Source organism: Arthrobacter sp. zg-Y179, assembly GCF_020907345.1.
GTDB classification, from domain to species: domain Bacteria; phylum Actinomycetota; class Actinomycetes; order Actinomycetales; family Micrococcaceae; genus Arthrobacter_B; species Arthrobacter_B jinronghuae.
In genome coordinates this window covers 618,177-633,929 of the sequence record NZ_JAJJOB010000005.1, presented here as the reverse complement: position 1 = coordinate 633,929, position 15,753 = coordinate 618,177, and the positions used below count along the sequence as shown (strand labels likewise).

Here is a 15,753-nt window from a genome sequence, read left to right as displayed (position 1 = left end):
CTACTTGCCGGCTCGGGCAGGGACGTGCCGTGGTTCACGAGTTGGAGGGTCTGCCGCGATCTCCCACTAGTATAGGGACGGGCAAGCCTCAGCCCGGATCGTAGGCCCCCGGGCCGGAAGGAAGTGACCATGGCCCGCAGTCCCGAAGACGCGCTTAAGGCAACCCTGGCGCGGGTGGCACCCGGGACCGAGCTCCGCGACGGACTCGAGCGTATTCTGCGGGGCCGCACCGGCGCCCTGATCGTTCTCGGCTTTGACCGTGCGGTGGACAGCATCTGCTCCGGCGGGTTCGATATCGGCATCGACTTCTCCCCCACCAGGCTGCGGGAGCTGGCCAAGATGGACGGCGCGATCGTCTGTGACCGCGACGCCAGGAACATCCTGCGCGCGGCCGTGCAGCTGGTCCCCGACCACACCATCGAAACGCATGAATCCGGCACCCGGCACAGGACCGCCGAACGCGTGGCCATCCAGACCGGCTTCCCCGTGATTTCGGTCAGCCAGTCCATGCGGATCATCCAGCTCTACGTAGGCGGACTCCGCCACGTCCTGGAAGGATCCGAGCCGGTGCTGGCACGTGCCAACCAGGCCCTGGCAACCCTGGAGCGTTACCGCGCCCGGCTGGACCAGGTCACCAATTCCCTCTCCGCATTGGAGATCGAGGCGATGGTGACGGTCCGCGACGTAGCGGTCACGCTGCAGCGCCAGGAAATGGTCCGCCGCATTTCCGAGGAAATCTCGCAGTACGTCCTCGAACTCGGGGTCGACGGCCGCCTGCTGTCCCTCCAGTTGGAAGAACTGACCACCGGCCTCGGCCCGGGCAGCGAAATGATCCTGCGCGACTATGCGGACCTGAATGACGGAAAGCGCAACATCGAGGAACAGATCGCCACGCTTCAGAACATGAGCTCGTCCGAAATGGTGGATCTGGGCAAGATTGCCTCGGTGGTCGGTTTCCAGCCGGGCCAGGATTCGCTCGAAGCCGTGGTGCAGCCGCGCGGCTACCGGCTCCTGAGCAATATCAAGTCGGTTCCGCCAGCGGTATCCAACCGGTTGGTGGACCACTTCGGCGGCCTGCAGAACCTGATGGCTGCGAACATCGATGACCTGATGACCGTCGACGGCATCGGCGAGCAGCGCGCCCGGACCGTCCGGGAAGGCCTCTCCCGAATCGCGGAGACCAGCCTCCTCGACCGGTTTATGTAGGCCTATTCCAGTTCGAAAACAGCCGTTTCGCTGGTGACTTCGCCAAGCCTGGCAGTGAACACGTAGTAGCCCGGGTTCGGGTTGGAAGCCACGGCGGCGCAGCCCGGGGCTGACCGGTTCCGCTCCCAGGTGAAGTTGGCCGTCTCCGAGGCGCCCGGCTCCACCGTCTTGAGGTAGTCCTCACCGCCGTCCTGGCAGTCGGTGGAGGAGAAGATCCGGTCGGAGCCGCTGGCTACCGAAAACTCCATCTGCGAAGTCCCCACGTTGATCTCGCAGGCGGATTTCCCGGTGTTCGTGACGGTCAGCGCCAGGACCGGCGCCGCACCGGCCGGGTAGACCTGGGCATCGGTGGCGGCAGTAACCAAGACGGACTCTGCGGGGCAGGCGGATTCCGACGGGGTCGCCGCGGGTTTCGGAGCCTTCGGCGTTTTCGTCTCGGCCGCAGGCGTGGCAGCCGGGGCAGTAAGGACCGGAGACGGGACGGTGGCGTCGGCTACGGTCTGTTTTTCCGGTGTCAAAGGGCCAATCACGGCCGCAACCCCGAACCCGAGTCCCACCAGGAGCAGCACCGCGAGGACGCCTGCAACCAGCCGCCTCCGGCGGTAGACGGCGGGGCTCGGACGGCGCGGACCGGGGCGTGGTCCGGCCGGCTGCTGTCTTCCCATCCCATCCATGGTTCAAGGCTAGAGATCAGGACTCCGATTACGGGGCGCACCACGCCGGTTAGTAGAGTATTGCTGGTCATATGCAAGGGAGTGCAGCATGGATTCACAGGTGGAAGACCTGCACCGCCGGATTACCGGGTGGTTCGCCGGTAATGCCCGCGAGCTGCCCTGGCGGGACGCCGCGCGCACGCCCTGGGGTGTTCTGGTCAGCGAAATCATGCTCCAGCAGACGCCGGTGGTACGGGTACTGCCCGTCTGGACCGAATGGCTGCAGCGATGGCCGACGCCGGCCGGGTTGGCTTCGGAGCCCAGCGGGGAAGCCGTCCGGGCCTGGGGCAGGCTGGGCTATCCCCGGCGGGCACTGCGGCTGCACGCGGCAGCGAAGGCCATTGTCGAGGAGTTCGGCGGCGAGGTGCCGTCCACTTATCCGGAACTGCTGCGGTTGCCGGGAGTGGGCGACTACACCGCCGCCGCAGTGGCTGCATTTGCCTTCGGGCGGCACGAAACAGTGGTGGACACCAATATCCGCCGGGTGCATGCCCGGGCCGTAACCGGGAACGCCTTGCCCTCACCATCCCTTACCGCTGCCGAGATGCGGCTGGCCGCTTCCCTGCTGCCCCTCGACGCCGGCGACTCCGTGGCCTGGAATGCCTCTGTCATGGAACTCGGCGCACTGGTCTGCACCGCCCGCAGCCCTCGATGCCAGGAGTGTCCGATATTGGACCGCTGCGCCTGGGTGGCAGCGGGCAGGCCGGAACCCCATTACACGGCGAAAGGCCAGGCCTGGGCCGGAACGGACCGCCAGGTCCGCGGGGCCATGATGGCGGTGCTGCGCTCCGCGGAAGGCCCGGTCCGCCGGGAGTTGCTGCTCCATGCGCCGGTGGATCTGGCCGGCCCGAGGCTGGCGGCCGAACTGGATCCGCTGGGCACCCTGCACCGGCTGCAGGCGCCGCAGGAACAAATGGAGCGCGCTTTGGCGGGCCTGATCGCGGACCGGCTGGCGGCAGAAGACGCCAACGGAGTGTCGCTGCCGCTTTGACGGGCGGCAGGCTCAGATTTCTCCGAACCCGTTCCGCACCTGCTCGGCCACGAGTTCCACCGCCGTCGCCGCGTCGGGTCCGGTGGCGGTGACACTTAGCGTTTCGCCGGGCCGCAGGCCCAGCGTCATAAGCATCATGACCGATTTGCCATCCACGCCGTTGATGGTGATCTCTGCGTCCAGGTCCGCCAGTGACTGCGCCACGACTGAGGCCGGACGGGCGTGCAGGCCCATCGGGTTTATCAGCGTCCACGCGCCGCTGACGGTGTCCGCCGTATCGGGCGCCGGCTCCCCGGCGGCAGGCGGGCCTCCGGTGGCTTCGCCGGGTGCTGCGCTATCCGGAGTGTAGGACGCCCCCGCCGACTCCGCGGCGGCCGAAACCTCGGCAACGTTCCTTCCGGTCTGTGCCGCTACGGCTGCGGCCACCGTGCCCTCGACCAACGGCGCATCGGCCATGAGCACCCGCTGCTGCTGCTCCGGTTCGAGGAACTCCAGCGCCGATTCCGCCGTCATCACTGCGGAGCCAAGGTCCGTCAGCAGGACCGTGCCCTCGCCGGAGTCCGTGGCGGCAATACCGGCCATGATTTTTTCCAGGCTGGTGCCGATGCCGTCGTCGTCGGTGCCCCCTGCCGGAACTATCCGAACGTCCGCGGCCATCTGAGCCGCCAGCTCGCAGACCCCCTCGGCCAGCTTCCGGCTGTGCGAAACAACCACCAGGCCGACGCTCACGCCGCCGTCTCCGCCGCCGAAACCGCCGCCTGCAGGATCAGTGCCGTGGACGCGGCCCCGGGATCGAGGTGCCCCGCGCTGCGCTCCCCCAGGTAGCTGGCCCGGCCCTTGCGGGCGACAAGCGGTTCAGTGCCGGCCAGTCCGGCGTCGGCTGCGTTCGCGGTCGCCGTCAGGATCTCCACCGGACCTGAACCCGCCGACTCCGCCGTGACGGCGGCGTCCACCGCGGGAGTCCAGGCATCGATCATGGTCTTGTCGCCGGGTTCGGCCTTGCCGCGGGCAACTATTCCGTCCCGGGCGGCCGTCAGCACGGCGACCAGCTCGGCCGGTCCGAGGGCGGACGCACTGCCCGCCGCGGTGGAGGCACGCAGGAATGCCGTCCCGTACAGCGGTCCGGCGGCGCCGCCCACCTTCGACATGAGGGTCATGGCGACCGTTTTGAATACCGCTCCGGGGGTCTCCGGCACGCCGTCGGCGTCCAGTTTCTCCACCACCGCGCTGAATCCGCGTTCCATGTTCTCTCCGTGGTCGGCGTCGCCGATCTCCCGGTCCAGGGTGGTCAGCCGCTGGCGGTTCCCGCTCAGGGCAGCGGCGCTTAGCCGCATCCACCGATCTGCCCAGGCTGCATCCAGTTCCATGCCTATACTCCCCACCGCATGGCCGGGGTGTTTACCGGCGAGTCCCAGAGGTCCGTAAGTTCATCGTCCAGCCGCAGGACGGTCACGGACGCCCCCTCCATTTCCAGGGCGGTGATGTAGTTGCCCACCAGGGAACGCTCCACCCGGGCACCTCGGTCCGCCAGGATTTGGGCCGCCCGGCGGTACACGATGTACAACTCGCTCAGCGGAGTGCCGCCCATGCCGTTCACGAAGAGCAGCACCCGGTCTCCGGAGGCAACCCCGAGATCGCTGAGCACCGGTTCCATCAACTGGTCCGTAATGGAATCCGCCGTTGTCATTGGCACCCGGTGCCGGCCGGGCTCGCCGTGGATCCCCACACCCATTTCAATCTCGTCTTCCGCCAGGGTGAAGCTCGGTTCGCCGGCATGAGGCACCGTACATGGTGCCAGTGCAACGCCCATGGACCGTACGTTCGCGATTACGCGTTCGGCGATTTCCGCCACCTTGGCAAGGTCATCCCCGCGGTCCGCGGCGCCGCCGGCAATCCGCTCCAGCAGCACGGTCCCGGCCACCCCGCGCCTTCCTGCGGTGTAGGTCGAGTCCTCCACCGCGACGTCGTCGTTCACTACGACTGTGCGGATGTCGATGCCTTCGACGCCGGCAAGCTCGGCAGCCGTCTCGAAGTTAAGGATGTCGCCGGTGTAGTTCTTCACCACGAGCAGGACGCCGGAGCCCGAGTCGCTCTTCACGATGGCCGGGAGGATCTGGTCCGGGGTGGGCGAAGTGAACACGGCTCCGGGAACGGCGGCCGTGAGCATGCCCTGCCCCACATAGCCGCTGTGCAGGGGCTCGTGGCCGCTGCCGCCGCCGGAGACCAGGCCTACCTTGCCCTGTACCGGAACGTCGCGCCGGAGGACATAGTCCGGGTCCAAATGGATCTGGACCAGGTCGTGGTGGGCCAACCCGAAGCCTTCGAGTGATTCCGCCACCACCGAGCGGGGATTGTTGATGAGTTTCTTCATGACGCCGGGCTCCTTAGCGGTCGGACTGCCGAGCCCCGCGAGCACGCCAAGGCTCCCTTTCCCCCACCGACCCTACCCGGGCCGGAAGCAGTGCAACAGGGTGTCGGCGTGCCAGCTGCACCGGCAGCGCCTTAGAGTTCCAAAGCCGCCCGGGCATAAAAAAGCGGGAGGGGGCTAACCCCTCCCGCTCCTCGATAAAGCCTTACTTGCCCTTGAAAGCGTCCTTGACGTTCTCGCCGGCGTCCTTCAGGCTCGACTTGGCCTGGTCGCCGTGGCCTTCGGCCTCCATGCGCTCATTGCCGGTGGCCTTGCCTACGCCTTCCTTGACCTTGCCGCCAAGATTTTCGGCCTTATTCTGCATCTTGTCATCTGCGCCCATTGCTGAACCCGCTTTCTGATCGTGGCCCGTGTAAACACGGAACTGCTGCTGTTAGGCAACTTCTTACTGCTGCGCTCCACGGGACCGTTGATGATGCTAAGTATCCTGAGCTTATCCAGCTTCGAAGACAAAAGGCCAGCACGGCCCTGCCGGTTACTCTCTCTGCGAACGCGCCCCGGTCGGCCGCCGGGTTAGAACGAGCGGATCATCCGGGTGTTTCCCAGGGTGTTCGGCTTTACCCGGGCGAGGTCCAGGAACTCGGCAACGCCCTCGTCGGAGGAACGCAGCAGCTCGGAATAGACCTCCGGATCCACAGCGGACTGGTTGGCCATGACGGCGAATCCGTGCCGGCGGAAAAACTCCACTTCGAAGGTCAGGCAGAAAACCCGCCGCACACCGATTTCCACCGCATCGGCGAGCAGCTGTTCCAGCAGGAGATGGCCGATTCCGCTGCCGCGCAGGGCGGGATCAGCGGCCAGGGTGCGGACTTCGGCAAGGTCTTCCCACATCACGTGGAGTGCACCGCAGCCCACAATCCGCCCGTCAGCGTCCTCCGCAACCCGGAATTCCTGCAGCGCCTCGTAGTAGGCCACCGCCTCCTTGGCAACGAGGATCCGTTCCTCGGCCAGCGGCGCAACGAGGGCGCGGATGCCGGGAACATCGGAAGTGCGTGCACGGCGGATGGTGATGGTGGGTACGGAAGTCACCGGCCCAGTCTAGGACTGTCGGGGCGGCCGCACCCAACCTTCGTTTCTCCGTTCGACGCCGGACGGCCGGCCTTCGGACGCGAAAGGACCCGGCGGGCGCTCTGCCCGCCGGGTCCTTTACCCGTGCATGGTTGTACTGAGCGGCTGTTACTCGCTGACGCCGGCTTCGATTGCCGAGGTAGCTTCCTCAATCGCCTTCGGAACACCGCTGCCGACGAAAGTGAACTTCGCTTCGTCGCCTTCGCCCTCGACGTCCACCGCGATGGCCTCGCCGGGCTTGAGTTCCCCGAAGAGGATCTTCTCGGAGAGCTGGTCCTCGATTTCGCGCTGGATGGTCCGGCGCAGCGGCCGGGCCCCCATCGCGGGATCGTAGCCGCGCGTTGCCAGCAGCACCTTGGCGGCCGGGGTGAGCTCGATGGTCATGCCCTTCTCGGCCAGGCGCTGGCTCAGGCGGTTCAGGAACAGGTCCACAATCTGGACAATCTCTTCCTGAGTCAGCTGCGGGAAGACCACGGTGTCATCAACACGGTTGAGGAATTCGGGGCGGAAGTGCTGGCGCAGCTCCTCCGTGACCCGTGCCCGCATCCGGTCGTAACCGGTCTTGGTGTCCGTGCCGGACTGGAAGCCCGTCATAACGCCCTTGGAGATGTCCTTGGTACCAAGGTTGGTCGTCATGATGATGATGGTGTTCTTGAAGTCCACCATGCGGCCCTGGGCGTCGGTCAGGCGGCCGTCTTCCAGGATCTGCAGCAGCGAGTTGAAGAGGTCCGAGTGGGCCTTCTCCACTTCGTCGAACAGCACCACGGAGAACGGACGGCGGCGGACCTTTTCGGTCAGCTGCCCGCCCTCTTCGTAGCCCACGTATCCGGGAGGAGCACCAAACAGGCGCGAAACCGTGTGCTTCTCGGCGTACTCGGACATGTCCAGGGTGATGAGGGCGTCCTCGTCACCGAACAGGAACTCCGCAAGGGCCTTGGCGAGCTCGGTCTTACCGACGCCGGTGGGGCCGGCGAAGATGAACGAACCGCCCGGACGCTTGGGGTCCTTCAGTCCGGCCCGCGTACGGCGCATGGCCTGCGAGATGGACTTGATGGCCTGGTCCTGGCCGATGACGCGCTTGTGCAGTTCGTCTTCCATCCGCAGCAGGCGGGTGGATTCTTCCTCGTTCAGCTTGACCACGGGGATGCCGGTGGAGTTGGCAAGCACCTCGGCGATGAGTTCCTCATCCACCTCGGCAATGTCATCCAGGCCGCCGGACTTCCACTGGCGTTCCTTCTCCGCGCGCTGATCCTGGAGCTTCTGCTCCTTGTCACGCAGGGAGGCGGCACCTTCGAAGTCCTGGGAGTCGATTGCGGACTCCTTCTCCATCTTCAGCGCCGAGATCCGCTCGTCGATTTCCTTCAGCTCCGGCGGGGCCGTCATCCGGCGGATCCGCAAACGGGCGCCTGCCTCGTCAATCAGGTCGATTGCCTTGTCCGGCAGGAACCGGTCACTGATGTACCGCTCGGCCAGCGTAGCTGCGGAGGCCAGCGCGGCATCGGTGATGGAAACGCGGTGGTGTGCCTCGTAGCGGTCACGCAGGCCCTTGAGGATCTCGATGGCGTGTGCCACCGAGGGCTCGGCAACCTGGATCGGCTGGAAGCGGCGCTCCAGCGCGGCATCCTTCTCGATGTGCTTGCGGTACTCGTCCAGAGTGGTGGCACCAATGGTCTGCAGCTCGCCCCGGGCCAGCATCGGCTTCAGGATCGATGCGGCATCAATGGCGCCTTCGGCGGCACCCGCACCCACAAGGGTGTGGATCTCGTCGATGAACAGGATGATGTCGCCGCGGGTGCGGATTTCCTTGAGGACCTTCTTCAGGCGTTCCTCAAAGTCGCCGCGGTAGCGTGAACCGGCAACCAGCGAACCGAGGTCCAAGGTGTAAAGCTGCTTGTCCTTCAGGGTCTCCGGCACGTCTCCGCGCACGATCGCCTGGGCCAGACCCTCTACGACGGCGGTCTTGCCGACGCCGGGCTCGCCGATCAGGACAGGGTTGTTCTTGGTCCTGCGTGAAAGCACCTGCATCACGCGTTCCATTTCATGCTCGCGCCCGATTACCGGGTCGAGCTTGGATTCACGCGCGGCCTGTGTGAGGTTGCGGCCGAACTGGTCCAGCACCACCGATCCGGCGGGCTGGCCTTCCTGCTGCTGGCCACCGGTGGAGACGGGCTCTTTGCCCTGGTAGCCGGAAAGCAGCTGGATGACCTGCTGGCGGACACGGTTCAGGTCAGCACCAAGCTTGACCAGCACCTGCGCGGCTACGCCTTCACCTTCACGGATCAGACCGAGCAGGATGTGTTCGGTGCCGATGTAGTTATGGCCGAGCTGCAGGGCTTCACGAAGCGAAAGCTCCAGCACCTTCTTGGCGCGGGGGGTGAAGGGGATGTGGCCGGTCGGGGCCTGCTGGCCCTGACCGATGATCTCCTGCACCTGCTCGCGGACAGCACCAAGCGAGATGCCCAGGGATTCAAGGGCCTTAGCAGCGACACCTTCACCCTCATGAATGAGCCCAAGCAAAATATGCTCGGTGCCGATGTAGTTGTGGTTGAGCATGCGGGCCTCTTCTTGGGCAAGCACGACAACGCGACGGGCACGGTCGGTAAATCTTTCAAACATGAGGCACACTCCTAGCTAACGCGTAATTCGATGCTACGTGCCCCAGGGGTGCTTAAGGAGCTTGTTCGCCATGGGCGTGAGAGGCGGGCGGTAGGCCTAGCTCTGCGCGGCCCGGTAGGCGTCGATGATCTCGCTGTTTACGCGGCCGCGCTCTGAAACGGTGTAGCCGTTCTTGCGGGCCCATTCGCGGATCTGCGCTGCTTCATTGCTGCGGGTCGCGCCGGTGCCGCGCGGACGTCCGGTGCGGCCTCCGACCTTGCGGCCGGCATCCACGTAGGGCTTCAATGCATCGCGGAGAGTTTTCGCATTGTCTTTCGACAGATCAATCTCGTACTGTGACCCGTCCAAGGCAAACCGTACGGTCTCATCCGCACTTCCGCCGTCGACGTCATCCACGAGAATGATTTTTACCTTTTGCGCCATGACAGGCTCCTAAGCAGCTAAAAATGGGAAGACTAATTATGAGACCACTTAGAGTATGACGCAATTGGTAAAGCCCCGTCAAAGTACTTGGCTATTTATTCTCTTCTTCACTCGGTTTTTTCAAAGCTTCATGGTCTACACTCTGGTCAGCTTCCCGTTCTGCCTCGGCAAGGGCCTGCCGCTCCGACCGGTCCGAGTTAAGCAGGGCCCGCATCACGAAATAAAAGAGAGCTGCAACACAAATCGACGGCAGGAGGACTTCTACATATTCCATGGCTAACCCATTTCCGGCTTAAGGAGGGGAAACAGAATTGTTTCCCTGATTCCTGTATTCGTGAAAAGCATCACAAGGCGGTCAATTCCCAGCCCGATGCCGCCCATGGGAGGGGCACCATATTCCAAGGCCCGCAGGAAGTCCTCGTCGAGGGCCATGGCCTCGTCATCGCCGCCGGCAGCCAGCAGGGACTGCTCGGTGAGGCGTTCACGCTGGATAACCGGGTCAATCAGTTCCGAGAAAGCCGTACCGCGTTCCATGCCGCCGATGATGAGGTCCCAGGCCTCGATCAGGCGGGGATCTTCGCGGTTCGGACGGGCGAGCGGCTGCGCCGAGGGCGGGTAGTCGTACACGAAGGTCGGCTGCAGCAGCGTCGGCTCAACAATTTCGCCGAATAGTTCAATAACCAGCTTTTCCGCGTCCCACTTCGGATCCACCTTCACGCCGTGCTTTTCCGCAACATCGCGGAGCACGGCGGCGTCGGTGTCCGGGGTGATCTGCATGCCCACCGCTTCGGACAGGCCGGGGTACACGCTCAGCCAGCGCCACTCGCCGTCCAGGTCAATGGTGCCGGCAGCGGTTTCAATCTTCCGGCTGCCCATGAGGTCTGCGCAGTGCAGGATGATTTCCTTCATCCGCTCGGCCATCACAAACTGGTCCGCGTAGGCCTCGTAGCATTCCAGCGTGGTGAATTCAGGGGAATGCGTGGAGTCCACACCCTCGTTGCGGAAAATGCGCCCGATTTCGAACACCCGCTCAATCCCGCCCACCACTGCACGCTTGAGGTACAGCTCCGTGGCGATGCGGAGGGTCATCTTCTGGTCGAAGGCGTTCAGGTGCGTTTCGAACGGCCGGGCAGCGGCACCGCCGTGCACCAGCTGCAGCATGGGGGTTTCCACCTCCACATAGCCGTGTCCGTGCAGGGTGTCGCGGACTCCGCGGATGACTGCCGCGCGCTTGTAGACCATGTCCCGCGCTTCGTCGCGGACCATCAGGTCCACGTAGCGCTGGCGGACGCGGGTTTCCTCGCTCAGTCCGGCGTGCAGCACCGGCAGCGGACGCAGTGCCTTGGAGGCCATCGACCAGGACTGTGCCATCACTGAGAGTTCCCCGCGGCGGGAGGAGATAACCTCACCGCGGATAAAGACGATGTCGCCCAGGTCCACCAGCGACTTCCAGTCCGCCAGGGATTCCTCGCCGACAACGGCGAGGCTGAGCATGGCCTGCAGCCGGGTTCCGTTGCCTTCCTGCAGGGTGGCGAAGCAGAGCTTTCCGGTGTTGCGGATAAACACCACGCGGCCGGTAACGCCCACGGTCTCGCCGCTGGCTTCGTCGGCCTCGAGGTGGCCGAACTTTTCGCGTACTTCCTTGAGGGAGGCGGTGCGTTCCACCCCTACCGGGTAGGCCTCATCCCCCCGGTCGATGAGCCGCGCACGCTTCTCGGCACGGATGCGCATCTGTTCGGAGGTGTCTGCGGCTTCGGGAACGGGGTTAGATGTGGTCACGGTTATTAAGTTTACAGAGCAAAGCGCCGCTCCCGGTTCCTGTGCTCCGTGCACCCACCCCCGGGTAGGCACGGAGCACAGGTACTTTGCTACGGCAGCAGGGTGTTGTCGATCAGGCGGACCGGGCCTACCCGTGCAGCCAGCAGCGCCAGCGCGGTTCCGGCCAGTGGTTCGCCGGCAGTTCCAGCGAGCGGTTCAAGGGTCTGCGGATCCACCACCTCGAAGTAGTCCAGTTCCACTCCGGGCTGCGACGAGACGAGTTCGACGGCGTCGGGCAGGTCGAGGGGCCGGCCCGCCGCCGCGCGTTCCTTCAGCAGGTTCAACGCCCGGGACAGCACCAGTGCCGCCTGCCGCTGGCCGGCGTCGAGGAAGCGGTTCCGGCTTGATTCGGCGAGTCCGTCCGCCGCCCGGACAATCGGCACACCGGTGACCTCCACGTCGAAGTTGAGGTCCGAGACCATCCGCCGGATCAGGGCCACCTGCTGGGCGTCCTTCTGCCCGAAGTACGCCCGGAAGCGCGCCGGTACCCGCGGAGCAGCCAGGTGGAAGAGCTTGGCAACCACGGTCAGCACGCCGTCGAAGTGTCCCGGCCGGACGGCACCCTCCCAGCGGGTGCCCATGGTGCCGGCGCTCACACGGACCAGCGGCGCTCCGCCGGGGTACATTTCGTCCTCTGACGGCGCGAAGACGAGGTCCACCCCGGCGCGGCCCAGGAGCTCCAGGTCCGCGCCGAGGGTGCGGGGGTACCGCTGGAGGTCGGCCGGGTCGTCGAACTGGAGGGGATTGACGAACACCGAGGCGGTGACGACGTCGTTGTCCGCCCGCGCAGCGCCCATCAGGGAGGCGTGCCCTTCGTGCAGGGCACCCATGGTGGGAACCAGCGCGAGGGAGGGAAGGCGGGAGGGGTTGGCTGCGGCCGCTTTTTCGAGCAGCTCCTCAGTGGCGGAGCGCAGTTCGGCGGCGGTGGTGACGAGGCGGGGGGTGTTCAAAACTGTCCTTCGATGGGGGGGTTCGTTCGTTCGGGTGTTCAGGGATCCTGCGGGTCCCGAAGGGCGGCCAGGATGGCTTCGCCCTGCTGGGGGGTGAGCAGCCCGCGGTCAACGGCCCGGGAGGCGGTTGCGGCGGACAGCGCGGCGTAGGCGGCGCGAAGGTCCTCCGTGCCTGCCTCGGCAAGGGCACGGGTATGTGCGGACACGGTGCCGACGTCACCCCGGGCCACCGGGCCGGTGAGGGCCCCCTCCCCGGAGGCCAGCGCGTTTTCCAGCGACGCGCGCATGAGCGGCCCCAGGAGCCGGTCCGGATGTTCGACGCCGAGGCCGGCCAGCAGCTGCGTGGACTGGGAGGCGAGGGTGACCAGGTGGTTGGAGGCGTGCGCGAGGGCCGCGTGGTAGAGCACCCGGTCCGCTTCATCGATGACCACCGGTTCAGCACCCATCTCCACCACGAGTGCCTGGGCAATCGGCAGGACGGCAGCGGGGGCGCTGATGCCGAAGGAGCAGTCCGCCAGCCGGGTCAGGTCCAGGCTCATCCCGGTGAAGGTCATGGCCGGGTGCAGTGCGAGGGGAATGGCGCCCGCCGCCCGGGCAGGGGCAAGGATTTCCGTGCCGAACCGCCCCGAGGTGTGGGCTACCAGCTGTCCCGCCTGCCAGGCGCCGGTTTTCGCCAGCCCGGCGACAAGCGGACCCAGGGCGTCGTCCGGAACGGCGAGCAGGACCAGTTCCGAGCGTTCCACGATGTCCGGGATCTCAAGGATCGGCACTCCGGGAAGCAGGTTTTCCGCCCGTTCGCGGCTGGCGTCGGACACCGCGGAAACGCCGACGACGGCGTGCTCGGCCGCGCGCAGGGCAGCACCGAGGACGGCACCGACCCGGCCTGCACCGATGACGCCGACCCCCAGGCGGCCACGGCGCCGTCGTTCTTCGACGCTGGCTGAATCAGCGGTGTTCATGGGGAGGCTCCTCCTTGGAGACGGGTGGTGGCATAACCGGGGTCGTGGCGGTGGGTGCGGACTTGGCCAGGGAAGGGCCGGTGCCGCGCAGCCACTGTTCCGGGAGGTCCCGGCGGCGGGCGGTCCGGGCACGCTGTGCCTGTTCGTGGAGCAGTTGCCGGGCGGTGTCCGCATCGATTTCCACCACTCGTGGGGAAATCGGTCCGGGTGTGGAGTGCAGGACCAGGTCCGCCAGGCGCAGGCGGCGGGCCACCGGACCCTGTTCCAGGGCGAGCGACTGGGTCCTGCTGTGTGGAACCACTTGAAGTGACCGCCACAGGAATCCGCGCCGGGACAGGAGGGCGGTCTCCGTGACCAGGTAGCCGTTCCGCCGCCGGGAAAGCGGGGACAGCCAGCGGGCACGCCGCGGCGAAACGGTGAAGCCCGCTGCCGGGCCGGTCCCGTTCATGCCTGCGGTGAACACCCCCACCGGATCCTCGGTTCCGGGATCGGGGACAACCAGGGCCAGCATCCGCAGGACCTCCTCCGAGGTACCCGCGGGCAGCAGCCGGGTGCGCGCCGATGATTCGCCGTCGGAACCCGCTCCATACCCGGCAACGTTTACGGAAATCGAATACCACCCCGTGATCCGCCAAAGCGGCGGCTGCCGAACGGCCAGGGCCTGGATCCGTCCCGGCGGTACGGTCTGCGCGCGGGTGTCCAGCAGTCCGGAGCGGATCCGGATGCCCTCCCGTGACACGGAGGCGCGGAAGTTGAACCCGGAACTGAACAGGCTCCAGTACGCGCTGCCGAAACCGAAAATGATGGGCACCATGGCGGCGATGGATGCGGCCTCGCCCGTAACGGCCGTCAGGACAATTACTGCCGCGACGGCCAGTATCAGGAAGACGGTGGTCCCGGACAGCAGTACGGAGGCAATCACGCGTCCGGCCGACAGTGCCAGCACCTGCTGTTCGCCCGGCACCGTTGCCTCGCCGGCGCCGCTGCCGCCGTCGGACTGTTTTTCGTCGTCGGCGCCGGAGGCGTCCTTCAGGATCCGCTCCCGAAGCTTTTGTGCTTCCGGCAGGCGGAGGAACGCCAGTCGTACTGCGGACTCACCGGCGTCGGCTACCTCAAAACGCAGTTCGGCCAGCCCGAAAATCCGTGCGAGCAAGGGCTGGACGATGTCGATGGCCTGCACCCGGTCCAGCCGGGCCTGGCGTTGGCGGCGCACCACTATGCCCGAACGTACGCGGATGTGATCATGGGTGAGCTGGTAGCGGGTAAACCACCAGGACAGGAAGAAGGCGCCGGCAATAACCACCAGGGCAATCCCCAGCGCCAGGACTGTCCAGAACAGCGCTCTGCCTGCGGGCAGGTCCATGCCGCCGCCGGAGAACCACGACTCCACCTGGTCCCTGCCCACGAAATAGGCGAGGGCGGCCAATGCGATCCAGCCGCGGACCAGCGGGGAGACCGGGTGCACCCTTTTCCACTCGGGTTCAGTCCTGGTTGCCGGATCGGTGCCGGCGGTTCCGGGGTCCTCGCCCGGAACGCGGGAGGCGCCGGCGGTCACAGCCCGGCCAGCTGCGCTTCGCCGCGGGCGGACAAGTGCTCCCGCAGGCGGGCACCCTCGTCGGTCGGCAGCCCGGCAATGCCGGCGTTGGTGCCCGGGGCGGCGGTGTGGAGTTTCAGTGTGCACAGCCCGAAGGCCCGTTCCAGGGGTCCGACTGCTACGTCCACGTACTGCATCCGGCCGTAGGGAACCACCAGGGTGCGCTGGAAGAAGATGCCCCGGCGAAGCAGCAGGTCCTCGTTGCGTTCGGCGTAACCGATCGCACGAACCTGGCGGGGAAGCAGGAGTCCGCGCCACAGCAGGGTTACGGCAAAGAAGATGGGCAGCCCCCATGCCAGCCACGCGGGGTACCCGGGCCAGATTCCGGTGAGGCGCAGCACCAGGGGAAGGCCGGTCACCACCAGCGTGATCACGGTTTCAATGCCCCAGCTCAGCAGCCTCAGCCGCAGGTACTTCGGCGAGACGCGTTGCCACTGCACCGCTGAGGGGTCAATAGCCTCGCTAGGCATACTCTCCGCCTTCCCCAGAACCATCCCCCGTGCCGTTCCCCGTGCCGGGTCCGGAGCCGGGCCCGGTGCCATCCTTGTCATCAGGGGGCAGTTTACAGAACCGCTCTACGGTAAGCCCCGTGGCAATCATCAGGATCCCGCCTACGCTGACGGCGAGGGAGGACCAGGTGCCCGCGTGGCCCGGCCGCAGCGACCACAGGGGCAGCTGGGTGAGGAAGATTGCGGCATGCCAGCCAAGCAGCAGGGCACCGGCGTAGGCGAGTGCCTGCGCCAGGACAACCGTGCGGGCGGCCGCAAGGGGATCCAGCTCCCGGTCCCGCCGGCCGTTGCGCCAACTGCGCACCCGCAGTCCGAGGAAGAGGGTGGCACCGGCCACCAGGATGATGGCCACCAGCGCCACCGGGCCCAGCACGGGCGCGGGATAGCCGTTTTCCGACAGGAAGAAGTTCGCCGCCCAGCCCACAACGCCGGCAACGAGGCCGACGACGGCCAGCCACCGGTATTGGATGCTGCTCAC

Annotated in this window: 17 protein-coding genes; 2 read left to right on the top strand and 15 right to left on the bottom strand. The window is 66.3% G+C overall.

Annotated elements, in window-relative coordinates; genetic code table 11:
• The first annotated feature begins 129 nt into the window (after nt 1–129).
• Complete coding sequence (gene disA, locus LOC56_RS06195) at nt 130–1,206, top strand: DNA integrity scanning diadenylate cyclase DisA (protein WP_229951405.1); 1,077 nt, start codon at nt 130–132, stop codon at nt 1,204–1,206.
• Nucleotides 1,207–1,208: 2 nt separating this feature from the next.
• On the opposite strand, the gene LOC56_RS06190 is transcribed toward disA, so the two are convergent.
• Nucleotides 1,209–1,871 carry a hypothetical protein gene (locus tag LOC56_RS06190; protein WP_229951404.1) on the bottom strand — a complete coding sequence of 221 codons (663 nt, stop codon included), beginning with the start codon at nt 1,869–1,871 and terminating at the stop codon, nt 1,209–1,211.
• Between the two features lie 97 nt (nt 1,872–1,968).
• Between LOC56_RS06190 and LOC56_RS06185 the strand changes: the two genes are divergently transcribed.
• Nucleotides 1,969–2,910 carry an A/G-specific adenine glycosylase gene (locus LOC56_RS06185; protein WP_229951403.1) on the top strand — a complete coding sequence of 314 codons (942 nt, stop codon included), beginning with the start codon at nt 1,969–1,971 and terminating at the stop codon, nt 2,908–2,910.
• Between the two features lie 12 nt (nt 2,911–2,922).
• Here the strand turns inward: LOC56_RS06185 and dhaM are convergent, their stop codons facing one another.
• The 14 genes from dhaM to LOC56_RS06115 form a co-directional block, all read right to left on the bottom strand.
• Nucleotides 2,923–3,639, bottom strand: a complete 717-nt coding sequence (gene dhaM, locus LOC56_RS06180) for a dihydroxyacetone kinase phosphoryl donor subunit DhaM (RefSeq protein WP_229951402.1) — start codon at nt 3,637–3,639, stop codon at nt 2,923–2,925.
• Complete coding sequence (dhaL, locus tag LOC56_RS06175; protein ID WP_229951401.1) at nt 3,636–4,277, bottom strand: dihydroxyacetone kinase subunit DhaL; 642 nt, start codon at nt 4,275–4,277, stop codon at nt 3,636–3,638. The genes dhaM and dhaL overlap by 4 nt, the downstream gene beginning before the upstream one ends.
• A gap of 2 nt (nt 4,278–4,279) precedes the next feature.
• Nucleotides 4,280–5,281, bottom strand: coding sequence for a dihydroxyacetone kinase subunit DhaK (gene dhaK, locus LOC56_RS06170; protein ID WP_229951400.1), 1,002 nt, complete (start codon nt 5,279–5,281; stop codon nt 4,280–4,282).
• 202 nt (nt 5,282–5,483) lie between these two features.
• Nucleotides 5,484–5,660: a CsbD family protein gene (locus tag LOC56_RS06165; RefSeq protein ID WP_227920630.1), complete on the bottom strand. Its 177-nt coding sequence runs from the start codon at nt 5,658–5,660 to the stop codon at nt 5,484–5,486.
• Nucleotides 5,661–5,851: 191 nt separating this feature from the next.
• Nucleotides 5,852–6,367, bottom strand: a complete 516-nt coding sequence (locus LOC56_RS06160) for an amino-acid N-acetyltransferase (RefSeq protein WP_229951399.1) — start codon at nt 6,365–6,367, stop codon at nt 5,852–5,854.
• A 147-nt stretch (nt 6,368–6,514) separates the two neighbouring features.
• Nucleotides 6,515–9,022, bottom strand: a complete 2,508-nt coding sequence (locus tag LOC56_RS06155; RefSeq protein WP_229951398.1) for an ATP-dependent Clp protease ATP-binding subunit — start codon at nt 9,020–9,022, stop codon at nt 6,515–6,517.
• A gap of 96 nt (nt 9,023–9,118) precedes the next feature.
• Nucleotides 9,119–9,445 carry a histone-like nucleoid-structuring protein Lsr2 gene (locus tag LOC56_RS06150; protein WP_229951397.1) on the bottom strand — a complete coding sequence of 109 codons (327 nt, stop codon included), beginning with the start codon at nt 9,443–9,445 and terminating at the stop codon, nt 9,119–9,121.
• Between the two features lie 91 nt (nt 9,446–9,536).
• A complete protein-coding gene (locus tag LOC56_RS06145; RefSeq protein ID WP_227920624.1) occupies nt 9,537–9,719 on the bottom strand; it encodes a hypothetical protein in 183 nt (60 codons plus the stop codon).
• Between the two features lie 2 nt (nt 9,720–9,721).
• Nucleotides 9,722–11,176 carry a lysine--tRNA ligase gene (gene lysS / locus LOC56_RS06140; RefSeq protein WP_229951529.1) on the bottom strand — a complete coding sequence of 485 codons (1,455 nt, stop codon included), beginning with the start codon at nt 11,174–11,176 and terminating at the stop codon, nt 9,722–9,724.
• Between the two features lie 137 nt (nt 11,177–11,313).
• Nucleotides 11,314–12,213, bottom strand: coding sequence for a pantoate--beta-alanine ligase (gene panC, locus LOC56_RS06135; RefSeq protein WP_229951396.1), 900 nt, complete (start codon nt 12,211–12,213; stop codon nt 11,314–11,316).
• Nucleotides 12,214–12,251: 38 nt separating this feature from the next.
• Nucleotides 12,252–13,172, bottom strand: coding sequence for a Rossmann-like and DUF2520 domain-containing protein (locus tag LOC56_RS06130; protein WP_229951395.1), 921 nt, complete (start codon nt 13,170–13,172; stop codon nt 12,252–12,254).
• Nucleotides 13,159–14,727 (bottom strand): PH domain-containing protein, encoded by a 1,569-nt coding sequence (locus LOC56_RS06125; protein ID WP_229951394.1) that lies wholly within the window; start codon nt 14,725–14,727, stop codon nt 13,159–13,161. The genes LOC56_RS06130 and LOC56_RS06125 overlap by 14 nt, the downstream gene beginning before the upstream one ends.
• Complete coding sequence (locus LOC56_RS06120) at nt 14,724–15,236, bottom strand: PH domain-containing protein (protein WP_229951393.1); 513 nt, start codon at nt 15,234–15,236, stop codon at nt 14,724–14,726. Before LOC56_RS06120 ends, LOC56_RS06125 begins: the two co-directional genes overlap by 4 nt.
• Entirely contained in the window at nt 15,229–15,753 is a 525-nt protein-coding gene (locus LOC56_RS06115) for a DUF3180 domain-containing protein (RefSeq protein ID WP_229951392.1), read from the bottom strand. The genes LOC56_RS06120 and LOC56_RS06115 overlap by 8 nt, the downstream gene beginning before the upstream one ends.